Origin of the sequence: Rathayibacter sp. AY1A5, assembly GCF_002930875.1 — a bacterium.
In the GTDB taxonomy this organism is placed as follows: Bacteria; Actinomycetota; Actinomycetes; order Actinomycetales; family Microbacteriaceae; genus Rathayibacter.
This window is the reverse complement of the sequence record NZ_PSTM01000008.1, coordinates 134,987-161,247: the sequence shown is the minus strand read 5'-3', so window position 1 is coordinate 161,247 and position 26,261 is coordinate 134,987. Positions and strand designations below refer to the sequence as shown.

Here is a 26,261-nt window from a genome sequence, read left to right as displayed (position 1 = left end):
GCCGCCATGACCGATCCGATGCAGACCATCACCGACGACGCGTCCGCACCTGTGGACCTGGACGCGCCCGCCGTCGACGAGGCGCCCGAGTCCACGCTCTCTCAGCTCGAGGACGAGGGGGACGTCGCCGCCGACTACATCGAGGAGTTCCTCGACATCTGCGATCTCGACGGCGACATCGACATCGAGGTCCGCAACGGCCGCGCCTACCTCTCGGTCACCGCCTCCGGCGACACGAACCTCCGGGTGCTCTCCCGTCCCGACGCCGTCCAGGCGCTGCAGGAGCTGACGCGACTGGCGGTCCAGACGAAGACCGGCGCGTTCTCCCGCCTCATCCTCGACATCGGCGGCTCCCGCGACGCCCGCGAGGCGGAGCTGGCCCAGCTGGTCGACCGCGCGATCGAGCGGATCGAGGACGGCGCGACGTCGGCCTCCCTCCCGCCCATGTCGTCGTACGAGCGCAAGCTGGTCCACGACATGGTGGGCGAGCGCGGCTTCGTGTCGGAGTCGCGCGGCGAAGCGCGCGAGCGCCACACCGTCATCACCCGCGGCTGAGCGGCGTGGAGTCGACCCTCGAGGCCGAGCCCTCAGCCGCTGCGGCGATCGCCGGCGACCGCCTGCCCCTCCTGCGGCGCTTCACAGAGGCTCTCGCCGATCAGGGTGAGGAGCGCGGCCTGATCGGGCCCCTGGAGCTCCCCCGGCTCTGGACGCGGCACGTCCTCAACAGCGCCCTGGTGGCCCCTCTCCTGCGTCCGGGACTGGTGGGTGATGTCGGCAGTGGCGCGGGCCTTCCCGGGCTCGTCCTGGCCATCGTGCGGCCCGACGTCCGCTTCGTGCTCATCGAGCCGATGGAGCGTCGCGTCGTCTGGCTTCAGGAGCAGGTGGACGGACTCGGACTCGAGAATGTCTCAGTTCTTCGAGCCCGTGCTGAAGAGGCGGAGCTCGCGGAGCCTCTCGACCAGGTGACCGCTCGGGCGGTCAGCGCCCTCTCGAAGCTGATCCCGCTGACCGCGCCGCTGCTGCGGCCCGGAGGCGAGCTGGTCCTGCTGAAGGGCATCAACGCCGAGAAGGAGATCGAGGCGGCGGCCAAGCAGATCCGTCGTTTCCGGCTCTCCCCGCCCGAGGTCGTCGTGCTCGGCGACGGCGTGCTCTCCGAGGTGACGAGGGTCGTCCGGGCTACAGTGGGTTGATCGCCACGACGCCGCAGTGAGCCCCCGACTCCTCGTCCGTCGACTCCTCGGTGCTGATGTCCGTCCCACTCGCTGAGCGAAGGTTTCACGTGAAACAAACCGATTCCGCCGGTCTGACCGGAGGCTTCGATTCCTCGACTCCCCTGGCCCGGGAGATCGCGGACATGACCCGTCGGCGCGCACTGTTGAACGCCCAGCCGCTGCCCAAGCCCGAGTCGACGCGCGTCATCACGATCTCGAACCAGAAGGGCGGCGTCGGCAAGACGACGACGACCGTCAACCTCGCCGCCGGGCTCGCCCGCGGTGAGGCGAAGGTGCTCGTCATCGACCTCGATCCGCAGGGCAACGCGTCGACGGCCCTGGGAATCGAGCACCGCGCCGAGACGGCCAGCGTGTACGACGTGATCGTCAACGACACTCCCCTCGCGGACGTCGTGCAGAAGAGCCCGGAGTTCGCCTCGCTCTACGGTGTGCCGGCGACCATCCACCTGGCCGGCGCCGAGATCGAGCTGGTCTCGCTCGTCGCACGCGAGCAGCGTCTCCGCCGTGCGCTCGACCGCATGCTCGACACCATGGACGAGCCGTTCGACTACGTCTTCATCGACTGCCCGCCGTCGCTCGGTCTGCTGACCATCAACGCGTTCGTCGCCGCTCGCGAGGTGCTCATCCCGATCCAGTGCGAGTACTACGCGCTCGAGGGGCTCAGCCAGCTGCTCAAGAACATCGACCTGATCGAGCGGCACCTCAATCCGAACCTCGGTGTCTCGACGATCCTCCTGACGATGTACGACGGCCGCACGAACCTCTCCCAGCAGGTGGCAGCGGATGTCCGTGAGCACTTCCCGAAGGAGGTGCTGCGCGCGGTGATCCCTCGCAACGTGAGGATCTCGGAGGCGCCGAGCTACGGACAGAGCGTGATCAGCTACGACCCGCAGTCGTCCGGTTCGCTGGCGTATCTGGAGGCGGCCGCGGAGATCGCACGACGCGGAGCCCGGAAGACACCCGAGACGGCACACGAAGGAGAGGCACGCTGATGGCGACCAAGCGCACGGGACTCGGCCGGGGGATCGGCTCGCTCATCCCGACCAGCGACGAGTCGCGCTCCCGGCCCGTCGACGTCTTCTTCCCTGATCAGGTCGGCGATTCGGCCCGTGCCGAGGAGCTCCTCGAGGTCCCCGGAGCGCGCTTGGCGCGACTCCCCCTCGCCGACATCACCCCCAACACGGCGCAGCCGCGGTCGGTGTTCGACGAGGACGACCTCGCGGAACTCGTCCACAGCATCCGCGAGTTCGGAGTGCTGCAGCCGATCGTCGTCCGGCCCGTGACGGCTCGCGGCGGAGCGAAGTACGAGCTCGTCATGGGTGAGCGCCGGTTCCGCGCCTCGAAGGCCGCGGGACTGACCACCATCCCCGCGGTCGTCAAGGACACGGCCGACGAGAACATGCTCCGCGACGCGTTGCTGGAGAACCTGCACCGCGCCGACCTCAACCCGCTCGAGGAGGCGTCCGCCTACCAGCAGCTCCTCAGCGACTTCGGGATCACCCAGGAGGCGCTGGCGACGCGGCTCGGACGTTCGCGGCCGCAGATCTCGAACACGCTCCGTCTCCTGCGGCTCCCGGCCGATGTGCAGGCCCGCGTCGCTGCAGGCGTCCTGACCGCGGGACACGCGCGTGCGGTTCTGTCCCTCGACGACGTCGAGATGATGCGCCGCCTGGCCGACAAGATCGTCAACGAGGACCTGTCCGTCCGCGCCGCCGAGGCCGCCGCGGCGCAGATGAAGGCGCCGCGGACGACCACGCGTCCCGTGGTGGAGGAGCAGGGCGGGCACTCCGGACACCTCTCGTCGATCGCGGATCACCTCGGCGACCGGTTGAACACGCGCGTCAAGGTCACCCTGGGCGCACGTAAGGGCCAGATGGTCATCGACTTCGCCACCATCCAGGACTTGAACCGCATCCTCGCCGAGATCGGGGAGCCGACCGAGGTGTCGCTCGCTCCGTAGTGGCCGGCCTAGCGGCCGCCACTGATTCGCCGTGCGGCTGGCGTGCGCGTGCTCGCGCTGTGTTCTTGGCAGCAATCGCCGATGTGGCGGTATCCGCTCCCCTCGTCGGCACCGCGATCGCAGATCAGCACGCTTGGGGCGATCTTCGAGATGCCTTGTGAGCTGAGGATTCTCGGTTGTCGTCCTCTTTCTGATTGATAGGCCCTTCTGACCGGTACAGTCCGATGAAGTGGTTCCAGGTTCTGCGGGGCCCTGCTGACTCCGGTCCTGGTCGAGAATACGGCTGGTATTGCCGAACGGTGACGATCGCCGGGTATCTGGGGCATTGATCTCTGGATGGAGTATCTCACTATGCGCCTATATGGCGGTTGAGTAGGCGTGGAGCGCCGGATCTAGGGTTGGCTGAGTTCAGACCTCCTGACCTCCGGAGTTCATGTCGCTTTCAGTGACTCGCTGGTGGGCTCAGGACGGGTGCCTGGGCGGGTCGTACTCGGTGGCGCTCTCCGCTGCCCAGGGCGACGTCATGGTCGCCCATAGTCGCGTGCGCAATGTTTTACGTGAAACATTCCTACGTTGTCCGCTGAGATGAGGATCACCTCGGCTGTCCGTGCATCCCAAGTCGCCGGTGAGGAGCGCTTCCTCGGCCTCCAGAAATTGGCCGGCGGGGGGCAACCTTAGACGAATTGCAGTATTGCTTCGTTTTCGCGGATCAATGCAGATGTGATGACTGGGTTCGCCGAGGTTTGACGGAGGACTCCGTCGGCGGTCGCCCCCAGAGTGCACTGAAAGAGACGATGGAAGGGCCGTTTCACGTGAAACGGTCCGCCCTAGGGCGGCCTAGCCATTGAAGAGCTACGAGCTTGTCAGGTAGGAGAGGAGGCCCTCGTCGGCTCGACTCGCTCCAACGGGCGCAACATTTCGGATCGAAGTTGCTCAACGGCGGCGGAAGCGTTTCACGTGAAACGCCCCTGCCGAGAACATTGGACGCCCATGCGGATCATCGTGGGACCGACTTCGATCGCAGTGCTCGAAAGAGATTGCTCGCCTGACCAGCGGAATAGAGACACCACCCCCCCGAGGCGAAGTTGAGGTCGGAGAACCAAGCTAAAGGGGTCCCTTCGGCCCGTGGGTCTCGGTACGTCGCGTTGTGGCTACTCGACCAGCATGACGACGGGTGCCTGGTGTCGATCAGCGTCGATCGACCGTGTTGTGTCTCCCCAGAGATGGCGCGGGTGGCAATCGTGGTGAGCCTCGATTCGATGCAGTACTGCTCTTCACCGGTATGTCTGCGGATATGGCCAGACAGTGGGCGTGGATACATCGCTCCAGGCAACGCCCACCAGGTACCCACTGGGGGTGGCCGAGTCTCGATAGGCGGCAATGCGTCTACTCGACCAGCATGACGACGAGGACCAGGTGGCGATTGATGCCCGTGGGCCAGGTCGATTCTTGGCGGGCTTAGCGCGGTGGAAGGCGGGATCCCCGCGCTGATCTGCGGTTAGTCGACCGGCACGGCGACTGACGTCTGGCGTTGGTCGGAGTCGATACGCGGCCGTGGGCGATCCACCGAGTTGGCACTGACGGTCTGCAGATGAAGACCAGGACACGTAGTTGCGCGGCTAATCGACCCGCGTCATAAGAGAAGGGAGCGGTTGCGGGTCTCGATCGGCCGAGATGCGTCTACTCGTCGGGTTTGATTTGGATCAGCTGATCAGAACGACGTCGCAGCCACTCGACCAGGAGCGTACGCGCAGCGGACCGTTTCACGTGAAACGGTGGAGGTCAGGAGGCTGCGAGCTTCGCGAGGGTGGAGTAGACGTCGCCGAGGTAGCGGCCGGATGCCTCGATGGCCTGGGGAACGAGTGAGGTCTCGGTCATTCCCGGAAGGACGTTCGCGTCGAAGAACCAGGGGAGTCCGGCCTTGTCGATGATGAAGTCGAGTCGCGACAGGTGGCGGAGCCCCAGCAGCTCGTGGATCGCGACGGCCACGCGAGACACTTCCTCCGTGATCTCCGGCGAGATCCGGGCCGGCGTGTAGAAGTGCGTCTCCCCCGCGTTGTAGCGCGCCTCGAAGGTGTACTGGCCCGCGACAGGGGCGATCTCGACGGGCGGCAGTGCGAAAGGTCCGTCACCGAGGTCGAGAACACCGACGGAGACCTCGGTTCCCTGGATCTGCTGTTCGATGAGCACGACGTCGCCGTAGGTGTACGCCTCGACCATCGCTCGCGGGAGCTGCGACGACTCCGTCACGATGCTGACGCCCTGGGCCGAACCGCCCTGAGCGGGCTTCACCACGAGGGAGCCCGGCAGGTGCGCCTCGACCTGCTCCAGGATCCCGGCGGCTCCGAGCTCGCGGAAGGTCTCGCGGGGGAGGGTGACGGAGCGCGGGGTCGAGAAGCCGGCGCGAGCGACGAGCGTCTTCGCGGTCGGCTTGAACCAGGCCAGGCGCGCCGCGTCCGTCTGCGAGCCGACGTAGGCGAACCCCGCCGCCTCGAGGAGCCCGAGGAGTGCACCGTCCTCGCCGCTCGCTCCGTGCACCGCGGGCCAGACGACGTCGGGACGCTTCTGCAGGAGCGTCGAGAGGAGGGCGGCGTCCGGTTCGTGCAGGGAGACGCGGTGGCCCATGGCGGACAGACGGTCCGCCACGCGACGGCCCGACCGCAGGGAGACGTCGCGCTCGTGGCTGATGCCACCGCTGATGACGACGATGTCGAGTGTACGGTCGAGCACAGAGAAATCGGTCATGACCAGGGCTTTCTTATCGAAGGAGCGGTGTCAGGAGACGTTCGGCGGCAGGACGGCGTCACGCTTGCTCGCGTCGGCGTTGCTCAGCCGGCCCGTGCCCGCGAAGGTCGACAGCAGATCGAGCTCTCCGTTGATGACCGTGGCGAGGCGGCGGATGCCGTCACCGATGCGCTCCGGCGTCGGGTAGCAGAACGAGAGGCGGATGTTCTGACGTCCGTCTCCGTTGCCGTAGAACGCGGTGCCCGGCGTGTACGCGACGAGCTCCTTCACCGCGCGCGGCAGCATCGCCTTGGAGTCGAGCTCCTCGGGCAGCGTGACCCAGACGTAGAAGCCGCCGTTCGGGTTCGTCCAGCTGAGGCCGGGCAGATGGGTCTGCAGGCCCTTCAGCATCGCTTCCTTCCGCTCACGGTAGACGCCGCGGAAGGTGTCGATCTGTCCGCGCCAGTCGGCCGTCTCGAGGTACTTCGAGATGACCAGCTGGCTGAAGGACGACGGACTGAGGACGGCCGCCTCGTTGGCGAGGATCAGCCGCTCGCGGATCGCGTGCGGAGCGAGAGCCCAGCCCACCCGGAAGCCGGGAGCGAGCGTCTTCGAGAACGTGCCGAGGTAGATCACTCCGTCCTCCTCCAGCGAGCGCATCGCCTTCGGCGGGACGTCCTCGAAGTAGAGGAGGCCGTACGGGTTGTCCTCGAGCACGAGGATTCCCTCGGACTTGCAGATCTCGAGGATCTCGACGCGGCGCTCCCAGCTGAGGGTCACGCCCGCGGGATTGTGGAAGGTGGGGATCGTGTACAGGAACTTGATCGTCTTGCCGGCGGCGCGCACGCGGGCGATGTGCTCGCGGAGGGCGGCGGGGATGAGCCCGTGCTCGTCCATCGGGACGTGCTCGACCTCGGCCTGGTACGACCGGAAGATGACCATCGCCGTGACGTAGCTGGGGCCCTCGGAGAGGACGACGTCCCCCGGGTCCAGGAACAGCTTCGAAACGAGCTCCAGGGCGTGCTGGGAGCCCGTGGTGACCACGATGTCGTCCGCGCTGGCGGAGATGCCCTCGAGGGCCATGACGTCGAGGATCTGCTCGCGCAGGACGGGGACGCCCTGGCCCGACCCGTACTGCAGCGCGACGGGCCCCTGCTCCCGCATCACGGTGTCGATGGCGCCGGTCACCAGGTCCTGGGGGAGCGCGGACACGAACGGCATGCCGCCGGCGAGCGAGACCACTTCGGGGCGTGACGCGACGGCGAACAGGGCTCGGACCTCGCTGGCGGCCAGGCCGGCCGTGCGCTCCGCGTAGGAGTTGTACCAGGGGTCGAGGTTGGTGCCGCGGTTGGTCACGATGGTTCCGCTTCGCTCGGTGGACGGGGTCTCTCCGGCCGGAGCCGGGTGGATCCACAGTACCGGCCGGTCCTGTGCTGCGGCGGGGCGGTCGGGCGCCACTGCAGGGATCGTGGCCTGCGCCGCAGCAGGGCTGTTTCACGTGAAACAGCCCTGCACGAGGAGAGCCCCCGTCACGACGTGACAGGGGCTCTCGGAGACCGCAGGGCGGTCAGGAGTGCGAACTCAGAGGAACGCGGCCAGGTCGGCCTCGAGGGCCGGCTTCGGCTTGGCGCCGATGACGGTCTTCACGACCTCACCCTTCTGGTACACCTTCATCGCCGGGATCGACGTGATCTGGTACTTCGCGGCGGTCTGCGGGTTCTCGTCGACGTTCAGCTTGACGATCTCGATCTTGTCGCCGTGCTCGGCCGAGATCTGGTCGAGGATCGGCGCGACCATGCGGCAGGGGCCGCACCACTCGGCCCAGAAGTCGACCAGGACGGTCTTCTCGGAGTCGAGGACGTCGGACTGGAACGATGCGTCGGTGACGCTCTTCGCGGTGGACATGGTGTTCTCTCCTTCACGAGTCGGCGGGCTGCCGGCTCCGATGTGCGATGACCGGACGGTCAGCGGGTGATGAGCTCGGCCCGGGGTGAGCCTTCGGTGTGGGCGGTGCCATCGGCGAGCGAAGCGAGGTAGTGCTCCGCGTCGAGGGCGGCGACCGTTCCGGATGCCGCGGCGGTGACGGCCTGACGGTAGGTCGGGTCGATCACGTCGCCGGCGGCGAACACGCCGGGAACGGAGGTCTGGGAGGAGCGGCCGACCACCGAGATGGTGCCCTCGGTGGTGAGGTCGAGCTTGCCGTGCACGACGTGCGTGCGCGGGTCGTTGCCGATCGCGATGAACAGGCCGTCGAGGTCGAGGTGGGACTCGGTGCCGTCGACCGTGTCGCGCAGCTTCACGCCGTCGACGTGGTTCTCGCCGGTGATGCCGGTGACCTCGGCGTTCCAGATGAACTCGATCCTGTCGTTGTCGAAGGCGCGCTTCTGCATGACCTTCGAGGCGCGGAGCGAGTCCTTGCGGTGGATCACATAGACCTTCGCGGCGTGCTTGGTGAGGAAGGTCGCCTCCTCCATGGCGGAGTCGCCCCCGCCGACGACGGCGATGGTCTTGCCCTTGAAGAAGAATCCGTCGCAGGTGGCGCACCACGAGACACCATGTCCCGACAGGCGGTCCTCATCGTGGAGGCCCAGCTTGCGGTAAGCGGATCCGGTCGCGACGACGACGGTCTTCGCCTCGATGCTCTCGCCGGAGCCGAGGTGGACGGTCTTGATCTCACCCTCGAGATCGAGGGAGGTGACGTCGTCGTAGAAGGTCTCGGCGCCGAACTTCTCGGCCTGCGCCTGCATCGAGGTCATCAGCTCGGGGCCGAGGACGCCGTCGGGGAAGCCGGGGAAGTTCTCGACTTCCGTCGTGTTCATCAGGTCGCCGCCGATCTCGACCGACGAGGCCACGACCACCGGGTGCAGCTCGGCGCGCGCCGCGTAGATGGCGGCGGTCCAGCCGGCGGGGCCGGATCCGATGATGACGATGTCGCGCACGGCAACTCCTCGGGGTCTGTACGAGCGGTGACGGGTGGGGCGGGAGCCGAGCACCCGGAGCCGGTCGCTCGAATCGTTCCGCGGCTCCGTGGGCTACAACACATCCTAGGCGGGCACTATTCCGCGGGCCGGGGAGCGTGGGCAGCGCTACGGTCCGGTCGACTCAGCAGAACCAGAAAGATCCTCTGACCGGGCTTTTACCGGAGCAGCATCAGCGGCCGAGTCGGCGGACCACCGGAGCGAGGACGGCGCGCAGCTCCGGCACCCGGAGGAACCAGAGGACCGCGAAGTAGACGAGCGCCATCACGGTGCCGATCGCGGCGATCGAGAGCAGCGGCTCCACGTAGTTCGAGACGGCGAAACCGCCCGCGCGCGTGCCGCCGAGGGCGACCAGGACGCCGTAGCCGGCGGCGGCGGAGGGCACCGCGGCGAGGACGAACTGCGCGAGCCTGACGAGGATCCGCCTGCCTCCGCGGCCGCCGAGCCGGCGGCGCAGGAGGAGGGCCGCCACGAGGGCCTGCACGCAGATGCCGAGCGAGGTCGCAGCGGCGATGCCGACGGCGGTGCGGTCGGCGGGGAGCCGGAGCACGATCAGGTACCCGGCGACCGCCACGACGACCTGCACCAGGGTGAACAGGAACGGCCGCGCTCCGTCGCTCAGGGCGTAGAACGCGCGCTGCATGATGGCGATCGAGGAGAACAGCGGCAGGGCGATCACGTAGGCCATGGCGATCGCTCCGATGGCCTGCGCGTCCGCGAACGAGTCGGTGAAGACGGAGCCGAACGGCACCGCGACCACGACGATCGCGGCGGCGGCGAAGACGAGCATCATCAGCACCAGGCGGAGCGAGGTGGAGACGTCCGAGCGGAACTCCTTCATCTCCCCCCGCGCGGTGTGGCCGCTCATCTTGGTGAAGTACGCCATGGCGATCGAGATCGCGATGACCGAGTGGGGCAGCATGAAGATCAGCCACGCCTTCTGCAGCGCCGCGGCCGAGGGCCCCTCGCCGGACGCGGTGGAGGAGACCTGGCTCTCGACGATGCCGGCGACGATGGTCAGCAGCACCGTGGCGAACGACCACAGCGACATCCGCCCGGCCGTGCCGAGGCCGACGCCCCGGAAGCGGAAGTCGGGGCGGTAGCTGAGGCCGACCCTCCGCCAGAAGAGCATCAGGAACAGCGACTGGACGACGATGCCCAGTGTCGCGCTCCCGCCGAGGAGGGTGACCATCGCCGGGGACCACGAGTCGACCGGACGGTTCCCCTCCGGATCGGCGCCGAACAGCACCATGAAGGCGACGAGCCCGGCGATCACCACGACGTTGTTCAGCACGGGCGCCCAGGTGAAGGGGCCGAACGAGCCGCGGGCGTTGAGCACCTCGCCGAGGATCGTGAACAGGCCGTAGAAGAAGACCTGCGGCAGGCACCAGAACGCGAAGGCGACGGCCAGCTGGTACTGCTCCGGTCCGTAGCCGGGCGCGTAGAGGCGCACGAGCAGGGGAGCGAGGACCGTGGCGGCGATCGTGGTCACCAGGAGCAGGCCGAGCGCCAGGGTCAGCAGGCGGTTGATGTAGCCGCGGCCGCCGTCGGCGTCGAGGCCCGCCCGCACGATCTGCGGGACGAGGACGGCGTTCAGAGCGCCGCCCGCGATGATCGAGTAGATCGTGTTGGGGAGCAGGTTCGCCGTCGTGAAGGCGTCCGCGCCCGGCGCGACCGCGGCTCCGATCGTGTTCGCCATGACGATCGACATGATGAAGCCGAGGATCCGCGAGACCATCGTGCCGGAGGCGAGGACGGCGCTCGCGCGTCCGAGGGAGAAGCTAGCCACGCGGGTCCGATCGCTGGTCGTCGAGGTCGGGCTGGACCTCGAGCACGGCGTTCGGGTCCTCCTCGTCCTCTGGGGTGTCGCCTCGACGGCGACGGCGGATGTTGCGGAGGATGCCGGCTCCGAAGACGACGACGAGCGCGATCCCGATGACCAGGGTGCCGACGGTCTCCCAGTCGGCGCGGACGCTGGTCGTCATGCCCGTGGGGGTGCCGATGGGGACGCCCTGCGCCGAGGTCAGCTGCAGGCCGAGGCTCGTCTCGCCGTTGCCGACCCGGGCCTTCACGGGGATGAGGACGCGGCCCTGCGAGCGGGCGTCGATCTCGGTGGTCTCGATCGCCTCCTCGTCGATGTCGAGGACGGCGTTCGAGGGCGAGGCCTGGATGCGGACGGCGATCGGCCAGGGGAGCTCGTTGCGGACGTACACGGGGATGCTCGAGTCGCGGGAGACCTGCAGGATGCTGCCGGTCGCGTCGATCGACACCAGCGAGAGCGTCCGGTCGGCCTCGGTCATGGCCGCGCCGACGGCGTCGCCCCAGCCGCTGCCGTCTCCGCGCCAGGTCACCGAGAGCAGCGCCAGCACGTCGTTGCGGCTCTTGCCCGAGAGCAGCTCCGGCTCCTGCAGCACGGAGGAGAACGCCTCGACCTCGGAGCCGGCGTCGAGCAGGTCGCGCACCCGGTCGAGCCGCGACTCCGACTCCGGCGAGTCGACGACGCTCGCGCCCTCGGTCGCGGGGACGGCGAGGGCGGTGGAGAGGGCGACTCCGCGGGCCCAGGGCAGCGACTCGATCGCGTCGAGGGTCTCGGAGAGGCGCGCGGCGCCGATCGCCGAGCCGCGGCCGAGGGTGAGGACGACGTCCGGCGCGGTCCCCTCCTCCTGCACCTCGGCGAGATCGGTGGCGATCTCGGACATGCGGGCGCGCCACTCGGTGTCGTCGGTGGCGGTGGCGGCCGCGTCGAACGCCTCGGTGAGGCGCGAGTCGGCCACGACCAGGTCCGAGTCGCCGACGGTGGCGCGCGAGGTCGTGGTCACCTCCTCCGGCAGCAGGAGACCCGAGGAGGGGACGACCGTGCGGTTCACTCCGCTGGCCGCGTAGACGTCGAGGTCCGACCCCCGGAGGGTGCCCTCGTCGGGCCACGCGACGCTGCCGAGGGAGGTGCTCCAGTCGGAGGCGAGCAGCGACTCGGTGCTCGGACGCGCCGGCAGGTCCTCGGCCGGCTGATCGGAGTCGACGGCGACCGTGGGCGCCGGGCTGGCGGTGCCGGGGACCGCGGCGAAGCGGGTGTCGTCGATCGCGTACTCGAAGGAGGTGGGAGAGAGGAGTGCGGAGAGCCCGGCCTGCGCCTGGGCCGAGACGTCGGCGTCGGCGTACGGCAGGGCGAAGCGCTCGTTCGGCACGGACTGCAGCCGGTCGAGCCAGTCGAGGGCGGACTCCGGAGCGGCGCTGCCGAGAATGCGGATCGAGGCGAGGATGCGCGGGTCGACCCCGATCGTGACGCCCTTCCCCGCGACCGCGTCGAGCTGTTGGGTGAGGGTCCCCGTGCCGTCGGTGTAGTCGGCGAGGGCCTCGGCCGAGAGCAGGCCGTCGGCCGTGTCCGGGACGGTGAGCGGGACGAGGACGCTGACCCCGGTCTCTCTCTCCGGGACCGCCGCGTCGTCGGTCAGCTCGACGGCCGTGCGGGCGGTCGAGACGACACCACCCGGACCGGTGACCGTGACGAGGACGGCGTGGGTGCCGAGTGCGGTCCGGTCGTTGGAGAAGGGGATCTGGTCGACCGGCACGGTGAGGCCGGCCTCGGCGGTGCTGGAGGGCAGCAGGCGCAGCTGGGCGGTCGCACGGACCGGGTCGGTGTCGTTGTCGGCCTCGGCGTCGAGCCAGTCGTGCAGCTCCGCGCGGGTGTCGAGGGTGGCGTAGGAGAGGGCGACCGTCACGTCGGCGCTGTCGATCGCCTCGGTGGTGCCGTTGCGCACGGCGATCGAGAGCTCGAGGTCCTGGCCGGGCCGCAGGACGCCGTCACTGCCGGCCCCGGCGGTCGTGGTGACGGTGCCGGGAGCGGGCGTCGAGGTCGCCGTCGCGGCGGTGACCGGGGCCGCGAGGGCGGGGGAGGCCACGCCGGTCAGGCCGAGCGCGAGGGCGGCAGCACCTGCCGAGCGGAGCAGGAGGAGGGCCGCCCGCGAGCGGCGGGAGCGGAGGGAGGGGTCGCGCCGATGCATCGGACTCACTCGGCCTCCATGCGGGTGATTCTACGGGCAGCCCTCCTCGGGGCAGGCGGTGCGTCCGCTGTGCACGCGGTTCCCCCGCGTAACCCCCTGGCACGGTCACCCGCTGCCGGGACACCCCCCGCCACTAGGATCGTGCGAATGCACAGCGTCCAGACCGCTCTCGAGACCCTCCGCGCGCTCGCGGGGACGCCCACGGTGGCGCGGCTGGCGGAGGCGTTCGCAGCCCAGGGCCACGAGCTCGCGCTGGTCGGCGGCCCGGTCCGCGACGCCTTCCTCGGCCACGGCGTGCACGACCTCGACTTCACCACCTCCGCACGCCCCGACGACATCGTGCGGATCGTCGCTCCGATCGCCGAGGCGCACTGGGACATCGGCCGGGCCTTCGGCACGATCGGCGCTCGCGTGGCCGGCGAGACGGTCGAGATCACGACCTACCGCAGCGACAGCTACGACGGGGTGAGCCGCAAGCCCGAGGTCGAGTTCGGCGACTCGCTCGAGGGCGACCTGGTGCGGCGCGACTTCACGGTCAACGCGATGGCGCTGCGGCTCCCGGAGGTCGTCCTCGTCGATCCCTCGGGAGGAGTGGAGGACCTGCTCGCCGGCCGGCTGCGCACCCCCTCCCCCGCCGACCTCTCCTTCGGCGACGATCCGCTCCGGATGCTCCGCGGCGCGCGCTTCACCTCGCAGCTCGGCTTCCGCACCACCGACGAGGTCGAGTGGGCGATGGCCGAGCTCGCCGGCCGGATCGACGACGTCTCGGCGGAGCGCGTGCAGGAGGAGCTGCGGAAGCTCCTCGCGACCGCCTCGCCCCGAGCCGGCCTGGAGCTGCTGGTCGACACCGGTCTGGCCGGTCGCTTCCTCCCGGAGCTGCCCGCGCTGCGCCTGGAGCAGGACGAGCACCACCACCACAAGGACGTCTACACCCACAGCCTCACCGTGCTGGAGCAGGCGATCGCGCTGGAGGAGTCGCGGCGCCCCGGAGCCGCCCCCGACGTCGTGCTGCGGCTCGCCGCCCTCCTGCACGACATCGGCAAGCCGGCCACGCGGCGTCTCGAGCCGGCCGGAGCGGTGAGCTTCCACCACCACGACCTGGTCGGCTCCAAGCTCGCGATCAAGCGGATGCGCGCGCTGAAGTTCGACAACCAGACGACGAAGGACGTGGCCCGCCTCATCGAGCTGCACCTGCGCTTCTTCGGGTACACGGACGGCGCGTGGACCGACTCCGCGGTGCGCCGCTACGTGACCGACGCGGGGCCGCTGCTCGAGCGGCTGCACATCCTCACCCGCGCCGACGTGACCACGCGCAACCGCCGCAAGGCCGACCGGCTCGCGCACGCCTACGACGACCTCGAGGCGCGCATCGCGGAGCTCGCCGAGAAGGAGGAGCTCGCCTCCAAGCGCCCCGACCTCGACGGCACGCGGATCATGGAGATCCTCGGCCTCGCCCCGGGCCCCGAGGTCGGGCAGGCGTACCGGTTCCTGCTGGAGCTGCGGCTCGAGGAGGGTCCGCTCGGCGAGGAGGTCGCGACGCAGCGGCTCCGCGAGTGGTGGGCGTCGCGCTGAGGCGCTGAGCCGGGCCCCGTGCTCGCCTCGCCCTGCACCCGGGGTGGTGCGCCTCGAGCGGATCCGTCCGGCGCGTCGCGGCGGTCCTGTTGTAGTCTGTACAGGTTGTCCACGACCAGACGCACTCGCGTCCGCGGGAGTGGGCAGATGCTACATACCCTCCTGTCACGGAAATACCGTGGCCGTTCAGTCCGAAGGAGGTGGGTTAGTGACGCATCAGTACGAGATCATGGTCATCCTGGACCCCGAGATCGATGAGCGCACCGTCGCTCCGAGTCTCGACAAGTTCCTCAACGTCATCCGCACCGATGGTGGATCCATCGACAAGGTCGACGTCTGGGGCCGCCGTCGTCTGGCGTACGAGATCAACAAGAAGTCCGAGGGCATCTACGCCGTCGTCGACTTCACGTCGACCTCCGCCGCAGCGAACGAGCTCGACCGTCAGCTGAAGCTGTCCGAGGCCGTCATGCGCACCAAGGTGCTGCGGGCCGAAGAGGGCATCGCCCAGGTCGCGGCCGCCGCGAAGCTCGCCGACGAGAAGGCCGCCCGCAAGGCTGCCAAGGCCTCGGCCGCTCCCAAGGCGTAGCGCTCATGGCCGGCGAGACGATCATCACCGTGGTGGGGAACCTCACCGCCGACCCCGAGCTGCGCTACACGCAGGGCGGGCTCGCGGTCGCGAACTTCACCATCGCCTCCACGCCGCGCACCTTCGACCGTCAGGCGAACGACTGGAAGGACGGCGAAGCGCTGTTCCTCCGCGCCTCCGTCTGGCGCGAGTTCGCCGAGAACGTCGCAGGAACGCTGACCAAGGGCAGCCGCGTCATCGCGACCGGCCGCCTGAAGCAGCGCTCCTACGAGACGAAGGAAGGCGAGAAGCGCACCAGCATCGAGCTCGAGATCGACGAGATCGGGCCCTCGCTGCGCTACGCGACCGCGCAGGTCACGCGCGCCTCCGGTGGAGGCGGACGCGGCCAGGCCGGTGGCGGCCAGGGCAACGGCGGTCAGATCGGCGGCGGCCAGGGCGGCTTCGGCGGCGGCGGTCAGGGGGGCTCCGGCAACGCCGGCGGCAACCGTGGCGGTCAGGCCGAGGAGCCGTGGGCGCCGAGCGCTCCCGCCGGTGGCGACGTGTGGAGCACGCCGGGCAGCTACAACGACGAGACGCCGTTCTGAGCCTCGGCTCGGACGCTCTCCTCACCTGAATCACGCCTCCCCCGCACCGCGATCACTCGCGGCGGGGCAGGGGCGAACCAGAATCTAAGGAAACCACTATGGCTGGAAAGAGCAGCGGCGACCGCCGCAAGCCGATCCGCGGCAAGGGCGCGAAGAACGCGGCCCCCGCGAAGTCGGTCCGCGTGGGTGTCATCGACTACAAGGACGTCGCGACCCTCCGCAAGTTCATCTCGGAGCGCGGGAAGATCCGCGCCCGTCGTATCACCGGCGTCTCCGTTCAGGAGCAGCGCCTCATCGCCCGTGCCGTCAAGAACGCCCGCGAGATGGCGCTCCTGCCCTACGCCGGCAGCGGAAGGTAGGTAACGGTATGTCCAAGGTCATCCTGACCCACGAGGTCGACGGACTCGGCTCGGCCGGCGACGTCGTCGACGTGAAGAACGGGTTCGCCCGCAACTACCTCATCCCGCAGGGCTTCGGCGTCGCGTGGACCCGCGGTGGCGAGAAGCAGGTCGAGCAGATCAAGTCGGCGCGAGCCGCTCGTGAGCACAAGACCATCGAAGAGGCCCAGCACACCAAGCAGGTCCTCGAGGCCAACCGCGTGAAGCTGACGGTCAAGGCCGGCAAGGACGGCCGCCTGTTCGGCTCGGTGAAGACCTCCGACATCGCGAACGCGGTGGCGGCGGCCGGATTCGGCGAGCTCGACAAGCGCAAGATCGTCATCTCGAACGCGATCAAGCACGTCGGCGAGCACGAGGCCGTGGTGCGTCTGCGCGACGACATCCAGGCCACTGTGAAGCTGCAGGTGGTCGCGGCCAAGTAAGGCCGCGAGAACGCCGCGGAGGGCGGTGCGACGGGGCTTCCGAGTCCCCTCGCACCGCCCTTCGTCGTTCCCGTTCTCCACAGCTCCATCCACATACACCCTCCGGCGGGACCAACCTTCACTGTGGTCTTGAGACTCTTTTCCCCACACACCTGTGGAAAGCGGTGAATGCCTGGTCAGGGCCCAGAAAAAACTTGCCGACGGCCGCTGTTCCCACAGGGTTGTGCACATGTTGCCCACAGTGGGCCCGGCGTTTCCCCTCGGTTCTGCACAGCTCTCTCCACAGGGCGGTTTGCGTGCCGCGGGCGGCGGTCCGTAGGGTGGCGCAGCGCCCCGCGAGGGGTGCGGGCAGGCGCCCGTGCGCCGCTGTCGGAGGTCGCTGGTAGACCGGATCCCGGCACCGGCTCGACCGGACGCGCAGCACCCGACAGGAGGAGGCGAAGGCATGACGATCGCGCACCTGGCGGTACCCGGCTCGGACGGACGGGACGGTCGCGGAGACCGCGGCGAGTCACGCGGGAACGAGCGGACCCCTCCGCACGACCTCCTCGCCGAGCAGTCGGCGCTGGGCGGCATGCTGCTCTCGAAGGACGCGGTCGCCGACGTCGTCGAGAGCGTCAAGGGCACCGACTTCTACATCCCCAAGCACGAGATCGTCTTCGACGCAATCCTCGCCCTCTACTCGCACGGCGAGCCGACCGACGTCATCGCGGTCACCGACGAGCTCACGAAGCAGGGCGAGCTGCAGCGGGCCGGCGGCGCCGACTACCTGCACACGCTCACCTCGATGGTCCCCACCGCGGCCAACGCCGGGTACTACGCCTCCATCGTCGCCGAGCGCGCTCTGCTGCGCCGCCTCGTCGAGGCGGGCACCCGCATCGCGCAGATGGGCTACCAGGGCGAGGGCGAGGTGCTCGACCTGGTCAACACGGCGCAGGCCGAGATCTACAACGTCACCGGCTCCGAGACGGCGGAGGACTACGTCCCGCTGACCGACGCAGTGACCGTCGCGATCGACGAGATCGAGGCGGCCGCTCACAAGGACGGCAGCTTCACCGGCGTCCCCACCGGCTTCGCCGACCTCGACGACCTGACCAACGGCTTCCACGCCGGGCAGATGATCATCGTCGCCGCGCGCCCCGCGCTCGGAAAGTCGACGCTGGCGCTCGACTTCGCCCGCGCCGCCGCGATCAAGCACAACATGGCCACGATCTTCTTCTCCCTCGAGATGGGGCGCAGCGAGATCGCGATGCGCCTCCTCTCGGCCGAGGCGTCCGTGCCGCTGCAGCACATGCGCAAGGGCACGGTCGACCAGCGCGACTGGACGACCATCGCCTCCACCCGTGGCCGGATCAACGACGCGCCGCTCTACATCGACGACTCGCCCAACATGACCCTCGTCGAGATCCGGGCGAAGTGCCGCCGACTCAAGCAGCGGGTCGGGCTCAAGATGGTCGTCATCGACTACCTGCAGCTGATGACCTCCGGCAAGAAGGTCGAGAGCCGCCAGCAGGAGGTCTCGGAGTTCTCGCGTGCCCTCAAGCTCCTCGCGAAGGAGCTGCAGGTGCCGGTCATCGCGCTCTCGCAGCTGAACCGAGGCCCCGAGCAGCGCGCCGACAAGCTCCCCGCCATCTCGGACCTCCGCGAGTCCGGCTCGATCGAGCAGGACGCCGACATGGTGATCCTCCTGCACCGCGAGAGCGCCTACGAGAAGGACAACCCGCGCGCGGGCGAGGCCGACCTCATCGTCGCCAAGCACCGCAACGGCCCGACCCGCACGGTGACCGTGGGCTTCCACGGCCACTTCTCGCGCTTCGCCGACATCCCGGCGGTCTGACGTGTGCTACCGACAGGGGCGAATCCCGGTCATGATCTTCCCAATTTGACCTACTCAGTGCGAGGTGCATGTAAGGGCACCGAGGCAAGACCGAACTGCGGCTGGAACCGTACTGTTCAGCGTTCCGTGCAATAGCATCGATGACGGCAGACTGCTTCCGATCGCGTCCGAATACAATCGGCGTCGGATCGATCTCGGCCAATCCCCACACTTGCCGGTGAGCCAATTGCCGAAGCGCTCTCCTTGCATCGAAATTGTCGGCGCTCCTCAGCGGGAATGCCATCATCGGACACGCCGCCTCACCGGAACAGCAGGTGAACGCCAGCCGCGCCGTGCTCTGAACGGATCCGAACCGGTTGTCGAGAATCCGAGATGTCGCGTCACTCGATCAATAGGTCAAGGGCGCTCCTGGCAACATCGATGAACTTCGATCGATAGAGCTCCAGTGGGTCACCGGGTTGTTCGGATACGCCCAGGGCAACCACGGAATAGACGGCACCGTCGCTCCCCACGGCAACCAGCGTGACCGCCACGACGCCCGGCGAGCTTCCGATCTTCTCCGAGAGTGTCACCAACCCGCGTTCTACAAGCGGCGAAGAAGACGCGATCTCGGGTGACCGGAGGATCTGCGACATGCGCGGATCGTCGCGTCCCAGCTCCACGACCGCCCGGTGCGCACTCGCCACGTCTTCAGCGTTCGCGAACCAATCGATGTCGCGTGGCCAGAACGGCGCGCGCTCGATCCATGCCGGGTCCACTGTCAGCGGCTGACTGCTCAACTTCTCAAGAATGCCATGGCGAGCCGCGCTGGATGCCTCGTTCCAGTCGTTCGCGAGCGACGTGTCGCCGCCGAGCGTCAACTGGAACATTTTCCTCGTCGTCGGGAACGGTTCGAGGAGGTCAGGTTGGTGATGCCCGAGATCGCGCACCGCGGCCGACAACCGCTGGGCTCCGACAGCGTCCATGAGAACGTCGGCTGCTGTGTTGTCGCTGATCTGCATCATCAAACGTGAGAGCTCGAACACGCTAATTTCTGTTCCGTCCGGCTCGAGGTGCAGCCGACCGGTTGGGAGACTCTTCTTCCCATCGTCGATCATGAGCACGTCCTCCCAGGAGAGATCCCCTTCTTTGATCGCTTCCACTACAGCTGCCAGAACGTACAGCTTCATCACCGATCCAACCGGACGGAGAACGTCGTGCGCCCGCTCGTGAACCGACTCCGTGTGCGACCCGCGTGTCACCTGCATGAGCAGTGATGTCGCAGGAACGAGCGCTTCGAGACGAGCCGCTGCTTCGGCAAAGGATGCAATCGATGGTGATGCAGTGGCAACCGCCGCGTTCACGACGAGCGCTCTGAGCTCTCCGTTCGCGTTCGCGGTGATCTGCAGATCGAGGAGAATGCCAAGCCGATTGCGGACGACAGCAAGAGCTCCCTCGGGTCGAAGTTCGAAGGACTTCACCGTGTATGGGCCCAGGGGCCGAAGGCTCGAATTCACCATGGTGACCAGATGCGCGGTGGACTCCGAGTCGAACGCACCCGCGTCCGATTTCGACTCGACAGCCTCAGTGGTCAAGTCCTCCTCTGCGTTCAGCCGTTCGACCGCCCACAGCATCAGATCTTGGGTCCGGAGTTCCTCAGCGGTCAGGTCTGTGCCCGCTGTCGGAACAGTTTCTGCCAGATTCAGGCTGCATCCGACCAGCACCGAGCACAGGAGGAGCGGAACGGCGAGCTTGCGCCAGTAGGCGTGATCCGTGCGGACTGCGCGCCGGACGCAACCACCCGTGCTCGGCGCCTCACGCCTTTGCCGCGGCCTGGCCGACCGGAGGAATCGCAGCATCACAACACCTCCGATCGCCGAGCGGCATCGTCGTCTCCGAGGATCGATGGAGAGTCGTCCTCGTCACTCGCAGAACCGGGCGAAGCCGAGGACGGGACGAGCTTCATCGTCGCGATCCCGACTGTTGCGATCATGATGATCCCGAAACTCCACAGCCCGATGCTGAGGATGATCCCGACGTGCAATGCGACCGCCAGAATGAACGCGATCCGTCGACCGAAGTCAATGGTCACAACGAGAATTCCGATGCAGATCTCTGCGACGATGACACCCCAGGTGATGACGGCTAAGAGGAGTGGGACTGACGTCGCCCAGTGCAGCACATCTGCGATGAGGCCGCTTGCGCCGAACATGTACCCGCGAGAGATGTAGTACTCGGCCGATCCGTTGGACCAGTCATCGACGTTGAACTTCTCAAATGCACTATTGAGATAGATCAAGGTCACCTGGAGTCGCAGGGCATAGATCCCAGCGAGTGCAACACCTCGACCGACTGGTCCGACGGGCCGGCGCTCGTTGGACCATGCCCATCTCCGATCATCCGCAGCCATGATGAAGATGATGATCACCGAGACGATCGCGGCCACAGAATCGCCGCCATCGGGCAATGAGATTCCGGTGGAGATGGAGATGGCGATCCAGGCATGAACGAACGCCATCACCCTCGGCAGGAACCCGACGAGCACGAGGCCCAGCAAAACAATCATGACGATGACCCGCACGCTCGAGGGCACCTCTGGACCACCGATGCAGAAGGCGGAGATGATCCGCGCCCCAGCACAGTAAGGCGCCGGTTCGGCTCCTCCGACCGTTTGCATCAGTGCGCTGAACGGCGTGAAAACGAGGATGGAGATCTGGGCGGCCGCCAGAGCGCCGCGGCCGAGCGTGAAGGCACGCTGCCGAACCTCCAACGATTGCAAGGCGATCTGGAGCCGTAGCGCTGGCCCGGGTCGCTCGTGCATCAGCACACCGCGTCCACGGTCGTGAAGGTCTCGATGGAGTGCATGGGGAGATCGAATTCTCGGTATTCGAAGGGCGTGAACGTCTCTGTGGTCAGAATGATCGGGCCGCAAAGCGTACGGTGAGCGAGGTTCACGGTGATCTTCTGTGGCTGCAATGAACTGGCCTCGGCGAGGCAGTGTTCGCGGGTCTGGCCAGTTTCACACTCGTGCCACTGCCCGACGGCTTCGGAGAGCTGTGCGAGCTCGGGCCCCTGCGCCCGCTGCGCCCTGCTGAGGCCGAAGAGATTCTCCACCCGCCCTTGAGGTGCAAGCATCAACGACGCCATCGTCTCCGCGTCATATGCGGCGATCTCAGTAGCCTGTGGTGCGTTCGTGAAGAACCCCCACCCCTGTGGGGAGACCGTTGTGAATGCCAGCTGCAGGTTCTTGTGCACGTCCGACTCACTTGACAGGACATTGGGCGGGAGCACGAAGTACACGCTTGCCCCGATCCAAACAGCGAGCACGGCCAAGGCTGCCCCGAAGAACCAGACAGCCTTGTCCGCGATCACTCCCCTCTCCCTCGAGCGCGGAGGCAGCCTCACCTACTTGCCGAGAGCCGCAGCGAACTGGGCCGCGCGCTTCTCATGCGAGATCGGGCTCTGCTCAGTGCTCGTCCCCCAGAAATCGATGGTGTTCCAGACCCATCGCACGTTCCCCGCCGCGGCGACCGTCGCCACAGCCGCTCCGGCGACAGCAGCCACGACGACGACGAAGGCGATCGATCGCGCCGAGACGAACTCCTCCTTGTCGGGCACGTTGAGCCCCATGACCTCCGCTACGCCGTAGGAGATCTCGGAGAAGTTCTCGAGAGCAACGTCGACGAGACGAGGATCACCGGACTGCAGCGGCACGGTAACGAGCTCGTTGAAGTTCGGTTCGACACCCATGAACAGGGCGTACATCTCGTCTCGTGCTTCGACGGTGACGCTATCCACTTCCGGCGCATACGGCGAGAGTGCCTTGTGGTCCTCGTAGACCGGACCCGAGCCGAGCACCAGGAAGCTGATGATGTCGTGGTCCGTGTACGACGTCGTCGTCGCCGCCTCGTGCTGTGCAACAAGGCTCGCGCCGGAGGGCGCCGCAACCGCAGGCAGGTTCCCCGCGAGTACCAACGCTGCCGCACACAGCACCGAGACAGCCGACTTCATCCTGATAGCCAATGTTCCCCCAAGAGTGATGGCCTCGAGCGCCAGGGACGGGCTCGTGGACCAGTGGAGCGGAGGCGAGTTGCCAGCGCCACATCGCGAGCTGCACTTCGCAGACTCGTCGAATCAAACCAAACATGTACGGTGCTTTGTTTCTTGGCGCGAAAATTGGCGCGACGACCGCGGCGCGAACGACGACATACAACCGTGCATGTATGTTTGGTTCATGGTCTTCGGAGTGCTCGTCCTCGTGTTCGCTGCTGCTGCCGTCGTCGCAGCCGTCGAATGCGCCGCCCGAGGGCGACTCGGCCCGAACAACCTGGTCGGGATCAGAGCAGCCTCGGTCATGGCTTCCGATGAAGCCTGGCAGCGGGGCCATCAGGCAGCCCGACCCTGCGTGTGGATCGGCACATTCTTGGCAGTCACGGGGGGCTCGCTCAGCCTCGTGGTCGACCCCACGCACTCGAACGCGTTCGTGCTCGCAGGCCTGTCGGCGTTTCTGATCTTCGTGCTGCTCGGAAGCGCGATCGCCGTGCGCGCGGCACGCCAGGTCCCCCCGCCGGGCGTCGACGACGACCGGCGAGCAGCGCCCCTCCCCTAGCGTCCAGCACGATGCACTCCGGGAGAGCACCATCCCTGTCGATCCGGTGACACCTTGGCTGATCTACGGCACGGGCTCGGTTGCAGCGGAACTCGCGATGCAGGCAAGGCGCCGGGGCATGCCGTTCCTCCTCGCCGGGCGCGACGGCGCGAGTCTCGACATGCTGGCTGACCGGTACGGCGTCGCGAGGATGCAGCTCGACCTCCGGCAGCGTGCGAGCTCCCTGACGCAACACCTCGACGGCGTCAGCGGGGTGATCAACGCAGTCGGACCATAGTCCTCCACCGCGCAGCCGCTCATGGAGGCCAGCGCGGAAGGTTGCGTCTCCTACGCTGACCTGTCGAATGAGGGCCGCACACACGAGTACGCGTGGAAACGGGATGCCCACTGGCGAGAATGCGGCATCGCCGTGGTACCCGGCGCGGGGTTCGGCACGTATCTGGCCGAAGTGCTCGCCGAGCATGCGCTCCGAACGATAGACCAGCCGCAGAAGGTCAGCCTGACGAGCCTCGCGAGTGGCAGGACTTCGAAGTCACCAGGCGTCACAGCTTCGTCGCAGGCAGTTCTCGCTTCAGGAAGCTGGCGCTTCCGGTCCGGGACGCTGGTCAGGCTGAGAGGTGGAAGAGCAGTTGAGACCTCTGAGACGAGCTCTCACCTGACACTGCACACCGGCGACCTGTTCGCTCTGCGGAGGACGACGGCGGCGACCGACATCCAGGTGTTCGCCGAGCTCGGGTTGCCTCGCGGCCAGCTCCTCCTGCTACTCCCGCTCCTGCGAGTGCTGTCTTCGCTGCACCGAGTTCGCCCTCTCAGGCTTCCATCACATCGGCGAACGCGGCCTCGGATGCTCACGTCGACCGCGAGCACCATCATCAAGCCTCGTCTCCGAGTCACCGTGGAAGGCAGCGCCGGCGATTGTGCATCGTTCGTTCTGACTGCTGGGTCTGGAACAGCCTTTGCGGCTGCGATCTGCCTGGAAGTACCGGCAGCCCTCGCAGCCGAGGCACGGTCCGGGTGCATGACGCCGCTCGAGATCCTGGGATCGAATCCGGCGAGACACCTTCCAGGCGTGCACACATCACCAGACCGATCAGAAGATCCGAAGGGACGAGATGCACCACTTTGATGGGCGGCCTTTAAAGGAGATACTCGGCAAGGAGTCCGGCCGATACTTCGGTTCGGGTCATCGACACATCAGGCATACCGTCAGCCAGGTGGCCGAACACGTCGACGGTGACAGGATCCGACTTTCGGCGGTTAAGCAGGCGATCTATCCGCCCCGCTGGTCGCTGGACGCGGCAGGAGATCCCCGCGAGGTGCATCTCAGTTCTATCGATGCGATCAGCCTGGCGCTGAAGACCATCAGCCTGTGTGAGAACACGAATCGCGGCGCTTGGTGGGAAGGGCCGTTCGATGTCACAGGGTTCTCAGTCGTCGCCGGACGTGTGGCGACGACTGATGTGGGCTCTGTCCCCATCGGCATCACGACCGATCACGGCGGACCGCTCGTCAGCACCAAGTCATTGCGGGCTCGTATCGGCGGACTGAACGTCGACTTGGAGTGCGCCCCGAGCCGAGCCCGACCGGGCGCAGCCGAGGCGGCACCCGGCCTCACCCATGCGGCAGCAGGCGACTCGATCCAGATGTCGTCCCACGTCGATCGCGTGGACCTCGTCGACGGACACCTCGAGACGTCCCATTCCGTCACATCATCCCAGGCAGGGTACTCAGCCGCCCCGCCCCGCCTTGACGCCGTCGATGAACTCGTCATGTTCGGTCAGTTGGCGCAAGTCCTCATCGACGCCGTCAATGACACCAGCCGCTCCGCTGTACCGAACCTCTGGCTCAGGCGCGCCTCCGTCTCTCGGACGCCCGCTCCGTCCGGCGGCCAGGCTCGATTCTCCGCTCGCACGTCCGTGCGCAGGAACGCCGAGGTCGTCATCGGCGGCCGAACCCTCCGCGACGTGAGGTTGGTCTCGACATCCGAGCACGGTGCGAACGCCAGCGCGGCGTTCGGCTACTCAGCGTGAACCCTCCCGAACGGGGACCAGACGGCAGAGACGCTGAACCATGGGCCGATAGAGTGGCTTTGGGATCAGTCGGAGGTGCGCGTGGCACAACAGGAACGCGGGATCGCCACACGAGAGGCGATTGTTCTCGGTGGGGCGAAGGTGTTTGCGCGCCTGCACTACTCGACCGCTCGCGTCGCCGATATCCTAGAAGCAGCATCCGTCACGCAGGGTGGTTTCTACTTTCATTTCCGCAGGGGCAAGATCGAGGTGGCGGAGGAGATCATCCGCCGCCAGGACCAGGGCTTCATCCTCCTCCGGGATTCGATTCTGGAGTCGGGCGACGACGGCCTCGCTTCACTGCTCACGCTGTCCCGGTCCCTCGCGAGAGCACTGCAGCACGATCCAACGGCGCAAGCAGGCCTGCGTCTCGTCGCACAAGCCTCATCTGAATTCCCCGGCGTTGCGAAGTTGCCGGATCAAGTCTGGCTCGACGCGATAGCGTTGTTTCTCGAACAGGCACGAGCTGAAGGCAATCTTCGCGCCGAGGTCGATATCCCGACTGCCGCTCGAGCCGTCGTCTATATGTTCACCGGCGCGCAGACGAGCTCGTTCGTCTCGAACGGTTGGCGACACCTGGAGGCGAGCCTCGAGGCGACACATTGGTTCTCCATGCAAGCGCTCGCCACGCCGGAGTACCTGGCGACCACGAAGAACGCCCTCTAGTGCTTCGCCCGCAGGCATGCATGCGAAACAGCCGCACCGACATCGCCCTGACGCCTCGCTTGTTGCGGCTTTTCCGGCAGCCAGCCCGTTCGAGCAGGCCGCGCAGGGCGGCAGCTCCGACGCCGACCGCGACGCCGAGGAAGGCTTCGTGGAGACTGAACCCGAAGTCTGTGCCAACCCGACCTCGTATGGCCGCCGGGCACTTCCTGCGCGGCGAGGGGCCACCGAATGACCCCATCGAGGCCTCAGATCCGCGGAATCACGCGGGCATGTTCGGAGCGACACGTTGTGCTGGAAACTGCGGCGACACTTACGTGGGAAACCCGCTGATCCAGGGGGCCTGCGGCGATATTTCGCGGGCGCGTTCACAGACGTGAAGGGCGCCGCTGCCGTCCCCGAGCCCGTCGACGTCCCGCTGGGCGGTGGGTCGATCCGCCTGGGCCAGTTCCTCAAGTTCGCTGGGATTCTCTCGGGCGGCGAGGCCAAGGAGGCGGTCGCCGAGGGGATGGTGACCGTCAATGGCGAAGTGGATCTGCGCCGCGGGCGCCAGCTCGTCGTCGGCGACGTCGTCGGGTTCGACCGGAACCGCTTCCGCGTCTGCGAGTGAGCGCGGCCGCGCCTCGGCGGGTGCGATCGGCCGAGAC

25 protein-coding genes are annotated in these 26,261 nt (G+C 67.5%); 15 read left to right on the top strand and 10 right to left on the bottom strand.

All coding sequences use genetic code 11. The features are described 5' to 3' along the window. The first annotated feature begins 6 nt into the window (after window positions 1-6). From C5B98_RS07950 to C5B98_RS07935, 4 genes are all read left to right on the top strand, one after another. Window positions 7-555, top strand: coding sequence for a R3H domain-containing nucleic acid-binding protein (locus C5B98_RS07950; RefSeq protein ID WP_258063469.1), 549 nt, complete (start codon window positions 7-9; stop codon window positions 553-555). Window positions 556-560: 5 nt separating this feature from the next. Further along, on the top strand, window positions 561-1,190 hold the full coding sequence (gene rsmG, locus C5B98_RS07945) for a 16S rRNA (guanine(527)-N(7))-methyltransferase RsmG (RefSeq protein ID WP_104323842.1): 630 nt from the start codon (window positions 561-563) through the stop codon (window positions 1,188-1,190). A 164-nt stretch (window positions 1,191-1,354) separates the two neighbouring features. After that, entirely contained in the window at window positions 1,355-2,224 is an 870-nt protein-coding gene (locus C5B98_RS07940; RefSeq protein ID WP_104247021.1) for a ParA family protein, read from the top strand. Then, window positions 2,224-3,192 carry a ParB/RepB/Spo0J family partition protein gene (locus C5B98_RS07935; protein WP_104222684.1) on the top strand — a complete coding sequence of 323 codons (969 nt, stop codon included), beginning with the start codon at window positions 2,224-2,226 and terminating at the stop codon, window positions 3,190-3,192. The genes C5B98_RS07940 and C5B98_RS07935 overlap by 1 nt, the downstream gene beginning before the upstream one ends. A gap of 1,782 nt (window positions 3,193-4,974) precedes the next feature. On the opposite strand, the gene C5B98_RS07930 is transcribed toward C5B98_RS07935, so the two are convergent. The 6 genes from C5B98_RS07930 to C5B98_RS07905 form a co-directional block, all read right to left on the bottom strand. Continuing rightward, window positions 4,975-5,937 (bottom strand): ATP-grasp domain-containing protein, encoded by a 963-nt coding sequence (locus tag C5B98_RS07930; RefSeq protein WP_104327602.1) that lies wholly within the window; start codon window positions 5,935-5,937, stop codon window positions 4,975-4,977. A gap of 30 nt (window positions 5,938-5,967) precedes the next feature. Beyond that, window positions 5,968-7,272, bottom strand: coding sequence for a PLP-dependent aminotransferase family protein (locus C5B98_RS07925; RefSeq protein WP_104233029.1), 1,305 nt, complete (start codon window positions 7,270-7,272; stop codon window positions 5,968-5,970). A gap of 225 nt (window positions 7,273-7,497) precedes the next feature. Beyond that, window positions 7,498-7,821, bottom strand: coding sequence for a thioredoxin (gene trxA / locus C5B98_RS07920; protein WP_104222687.1), 324 nt, complete (start codon window positions 7,819-7,821; stop codon window positions 7,498-7,500). 59 nt (window positions 7,822-7,880) lie between these two features. Then, window positions 7,881-8,855 carry a thioredoxin-disulfide reductase gene (gene trxB / locus C5B98_RS07915; protein WP_104327601.1) on the bottom strand — a complete coding sequence of 325 codons (975 nt, stop codon included), beginning with the start codon at window positions 8,853-8,855 and terminating at the stop codon, window positions 7,881-7,883. A gap of 211 nt (window positions 8,856-9,066) precedes the next feature. After that, complete coding sequence (gene murJ / locus C5B98_RS07910; protein ID WP_104327600.1) at window positions 9,067-10,683, bottom strand: murein biosynthesis integral membrane protein MurJ; 1,617 nt, start codon at window positions 10,681-10,683, stop codon at window positions 9,067-9,069. After that, window positions 10,676-12,895 carry a DUF6049 family protein gene (locus tag C5B98_RS07905; protein ID WP_104327599.1) on the bottom strand — a complete coding sequence of 740 codons (2,220 nt, stop codon included), beginning with the start codon at window positions 12,893-12,895 and terminating at the stop codon, window positions 10,676-10,678. The genes murJ and C5B98_RS07905 overlap by 8 nt, the downstream gene beginning before the upstream one ends. A 147-nt stretch (window positions 12,896-13,042) precedes the next feature. Here C5B98_RS07905 and C5B98_RS07900 point away from each other — a divergent pair, with 147 nt between their 5' ends. From C5B98_RS07900 to dnaB, 6 genes are all read left to right on the top strand, one after another. Next, window positions 13,043-14,467 (top strand): CCA tRNA nucleotidyltransferase, encoded by a 1,425-nt coding sequence (locus C5B98_RS07900; RefSeq protein ID WP_104327598.1) that lies wholly within the window; start codon window positions 13,043-13,045, stop codon window positions 14,465-14,467. A 208-nt stretch (window positions 14,468-14,675) separates the two neighbouring features. Then, on the top strand, window positions 14,676-15,053 hold the full coding sequence (rpsF, locus tag C5B98_RS07895; RefSeq protein ID WP_068207796.1) for a 30S ribosomal protein S6: 378 nt from the start codon (window positions 14,676-14,678) through the stop codon (window positions 15,051-15,053). A 5-nt stretch (window positions 15,054-15,058) separates the two neighbouring features. After that, window positions 15,059-15,637 carry a single-stranded DNA-binding protein gene (locus tag C5B98_RS07890; RefSeq protein WP_104222691.1) on the top strand — a complete coding sequence of 193 codons (579 nt, stop codon included), beginning with the start codon at window positions 15,059-15,061 and terminating at the stop codon, window positions 15,635-15,637. Between the two features lie 98 nt (window positions 15,638-15,735). Further along, window positions 15,736-15,996, top strand: coding sequence for a 30S ribosomal protein S18 (gene rpsR / locus C5B98_RS07885; RefSeq protein ID WP_055784551.1), 261 nt, complete (start codon window positions 15,736-15,738; stop codon window positions 15,994-15,996). An 8-nt stretch (window positions 15,997-16,004) separates the two neighbouring features. Next, complete coding sequence (rplI, locus tag C5B98_RS07880) at window positions 16,005-16,457, top strand: 50S ribosomal protein L9 (RefSeq protein ID WP_104222692.1); 453 nt, start codon at window positions 16,005-16,007, stop codon at window positions 16,455-16,457. A 445-nt stretch (window positions 16,458-16,902) separates the two neighbouring features. Next, complete coding sequence (gene dnaB, locus C5B98_RS07875; RefSeq protein WP_104225797.1) at window positions 16,903-18,294, top strand: replicative DNA helicase; 1,392 nt, start codon at window positions 16,903-16,905, stop codon at window positions 18,292-18,294. A 380-nt stretch (window positions 18,295-18,674) separates the two neighbouring features. Here dnaB and C5B98_RS07870 read toward each other — a convergent pair whose 3' ends face one another. From C5B98_RS07870 to C5B98_RS07855, 4 genes are read right to left on the bottom strand one after another with little or no spacing between them, the layout of a single operon-like run. Next, window positions 18,675-20,132, bottom strand: a complete 1,458-nt coding sequence (locus C5B98_RS07870) for a serine hydrolase (RefSeq protein WP_146076911.1) — start codon at window positions 20,130-20,132, stop codon at window positions 18,675-18,677. After that, on the bottom strand, window positions 20,132-21,094 hold the full coding sequence (locus tag C5B98_RS07865; protein WP_258063472.1) for a sporulation-delaying protein SdpB family protein: 963 nt from the start codon (window positions 21,092-21,094) through the stop codon (window positions 20,132-20,134). The genes C5B98_RS07870 and C5B98_RS07865 overlap by 1 nt, the downstream gene beginning before the upstream one ends. Continuing rightward, window positions 21,094-21,645, bottom strand: a complete 552-nt coding sequence (locus C5B98_RS07860; RefSeq protein ID WP_181065488.1) for an SdpA family antimicrobial peptide system protein — start codon at window positions 21,643-21,645, stop codon at window positions 21,094-21,096. The genes C5B98_RS07865 and C5B98_RS07860 overlap by 1 nt, the downstream gene beginning before the upstream one ends. Before the next feature lie 33 nt (window positions 21,646-21,678). After that, a complete protein-coding gene (locus C5B98_RS07855) occupies window positions 21,679-22,284 on the bottom strand; it encodes a hypothetical protein (protein ID WP_181065487.1) in 606 nt (201 codons plus the stop codon). 223 nt (window positions 22,285-22,507) lie between these two features. Between C5B98_RS07855 and C5B98_RS16895 the strand changes: the two genes are divergently transcribed. The 5 genes from C5B98_RS16895 to C5B98_RS07830 all read left to right on the top strand — a co-directional run bounded on the left by C5B98_RS16895 (window position 22,508) and on the right by C5B98_RS07830 (window position 26,224). Next, window positions 22,508-22,882, top strand: a complete 375-nt coding sequence (locus tag C5B98_RS16895; RefSeq protein WP_181065486.1) for an SdpI family protein — start codon at window positions 22,508-22,510, stop codon at window positions 22,880-22,882. Window positions 22,883-23,000: 118 nt separating this feature from the next. Beyond that, entirely contained in the window at window positions 23,001-23,159 is a 159-nt protein-coding gene (locus C5B98_RS16890) for a hypothetical protein (RefSeq protein WP_181065485.1), read from the top strand. An 835-nt stretch (window positions 23,160-23,994) separates the two neighbouring features. Beyond that, on the top strand, window positions 23,995-24,912 hold the full coding sequence (locus C5B98_RS07840) for an AvrD family protein (RefSeq protein ID WP_104327592.1): 918 nt from the start codon (window positions 23,995-23,997) through the stop codon (window positions 24,910-24,912). An 81-nt stretch (window positions 24,913-24,993) separates the two neighbouring features. Beyond that, entirely contained in the window at window positions 24,994-25,617 is a 624-nt protein-coding gene (locus C5B98_RS07835) for a TetR family transcriptional regulator (protein ID WP_104327591.1), read from the top strand. Window positions 25,618-25,990: 373 nt separating this feature from the next. Then, entirely contained in the window at window positions 25,991-26,224 is a 234-nt protein-coding gene (locus C5B98_RS07830; RefSeq protein ID WP_104281893.1) for an RNA-binding S4 domain-containing protein, read from the top strand. Window positions 26,225-26,261: the final 37 nt, after the last annotated feature.

Coding starts and splice junctions, on each gene's coding strand:
- C5B98_RS07890 (WP_104222691.1), top strand. CDS start 15,059: ATGGCCGGCGAGACGATCATCACCGTGGTGGGGAACCTCACCGCCGAC.
- trxA (WP_104222687.1), bottom strand. CDS start 7,821: ATGTCCACCGCGAAGAGCGTCACCGACGCATCGTTCCAGTCCGACGTC.
- C5B98_RS07905 (WP_104327599.1), bottom strand. CDS start 12,895: ATGCATCGGCGCGACCCCTCCCTCCGCTCCCGCCGCTCGCGGGCGGCC.
- C5B98_RS07900 (WP_104327598.1), top strand. CDS start 13,043: ATGCACAGCGTCCAGACCGCTCTCGAGACCCTCCGCGCGCTCGCGGGG.
- C5B98_RS07870 (WP_146076911.1), bottom strand. CDS start 20,132: ATGCTGCGATTCCTCCGGTCGGCCAGGCCGCGGCAAAGGCGTGAGGCG.
- C5B98_RS07855 (WP_181065487.1), bottom strand. CDS start 22,284: ATGAAGTCGGCTGTCTCGGTGCTGTGTGCGGCAGCGTTGGTACTCGCG.
- rpsR (WP_055784551.1), top strand. CDS start 15,736: ATGGCTGGAAAGAGCAGCGGCGACCGCCGCAAGCCGATCCGCGGCAAG.
- C5B98_RS07950 (WP_258063469.1), top strand. CDS start 7: ATGACCGATCCGATGCAGACCATCACCGACGACGCGTCCGCACCTGTG.
- C5B98_RS07935 (WP_104222684.1), top strand. CDS start 2,224: ATGGCGACCAAGCGCACGGGACTCGGCCGGGGGATCGGCTCGCTCATC.
- rplI (WP_104222692.1), top strand. CDS start 16,005: ATGTCCAAGGTCATCCTGACCCACGAGGTCGACGGACTCGGCTCGGCC.
- dnaB (WP_104225797.1), top strand. CDS start 16,903: ATGACGATCGCGCACCTGGCGGTACCCGGCTCGGACGGACGGGACGGT.
- C5B98_RS16890 (WP_181065485.1), top strand. CDS start 23,001: ATGCCGTTCCTCCTCGCCGGGCGCGACGGCGCGAGTCTCGACATGCTG.
- C5B98_RS16895 (WP_181065486.1), top strand. CDS start 22,508: ATGGTCTTCGGAGTGCTCGTCCTCGTGTTCGCTGCTGCTGCCGTCGTC.
- C5B98_RS07940 (WP_104247021.1), top strand. CDS start 1,355: ATGACCCGTCGGCGCGCACTGTTGAACGCCCAGCCGCTGCCCAAGCCC.
- C5B98_RS07930 (WP_104327602.1), bottom strand. CDS start 5,937: ATGACCGATTTCTCTGTGCTCGACCGTACACTCGACATCGTCGTCATC.
- C5B98_RS07865 (WP_258063472.1), bottom strand. CDS start 21,094: ATGCACGAGCGACCCGGGCCAGCGCTACGGCTCCAGATCGCCTTGCAA.
- C5B98_RS07840 (WP_104327592.1), top strand. CDS start 23,995: ATGCACCACTTTGATGGGCGGCCTTTAAAGGAGATACTCGGCAAGGAG.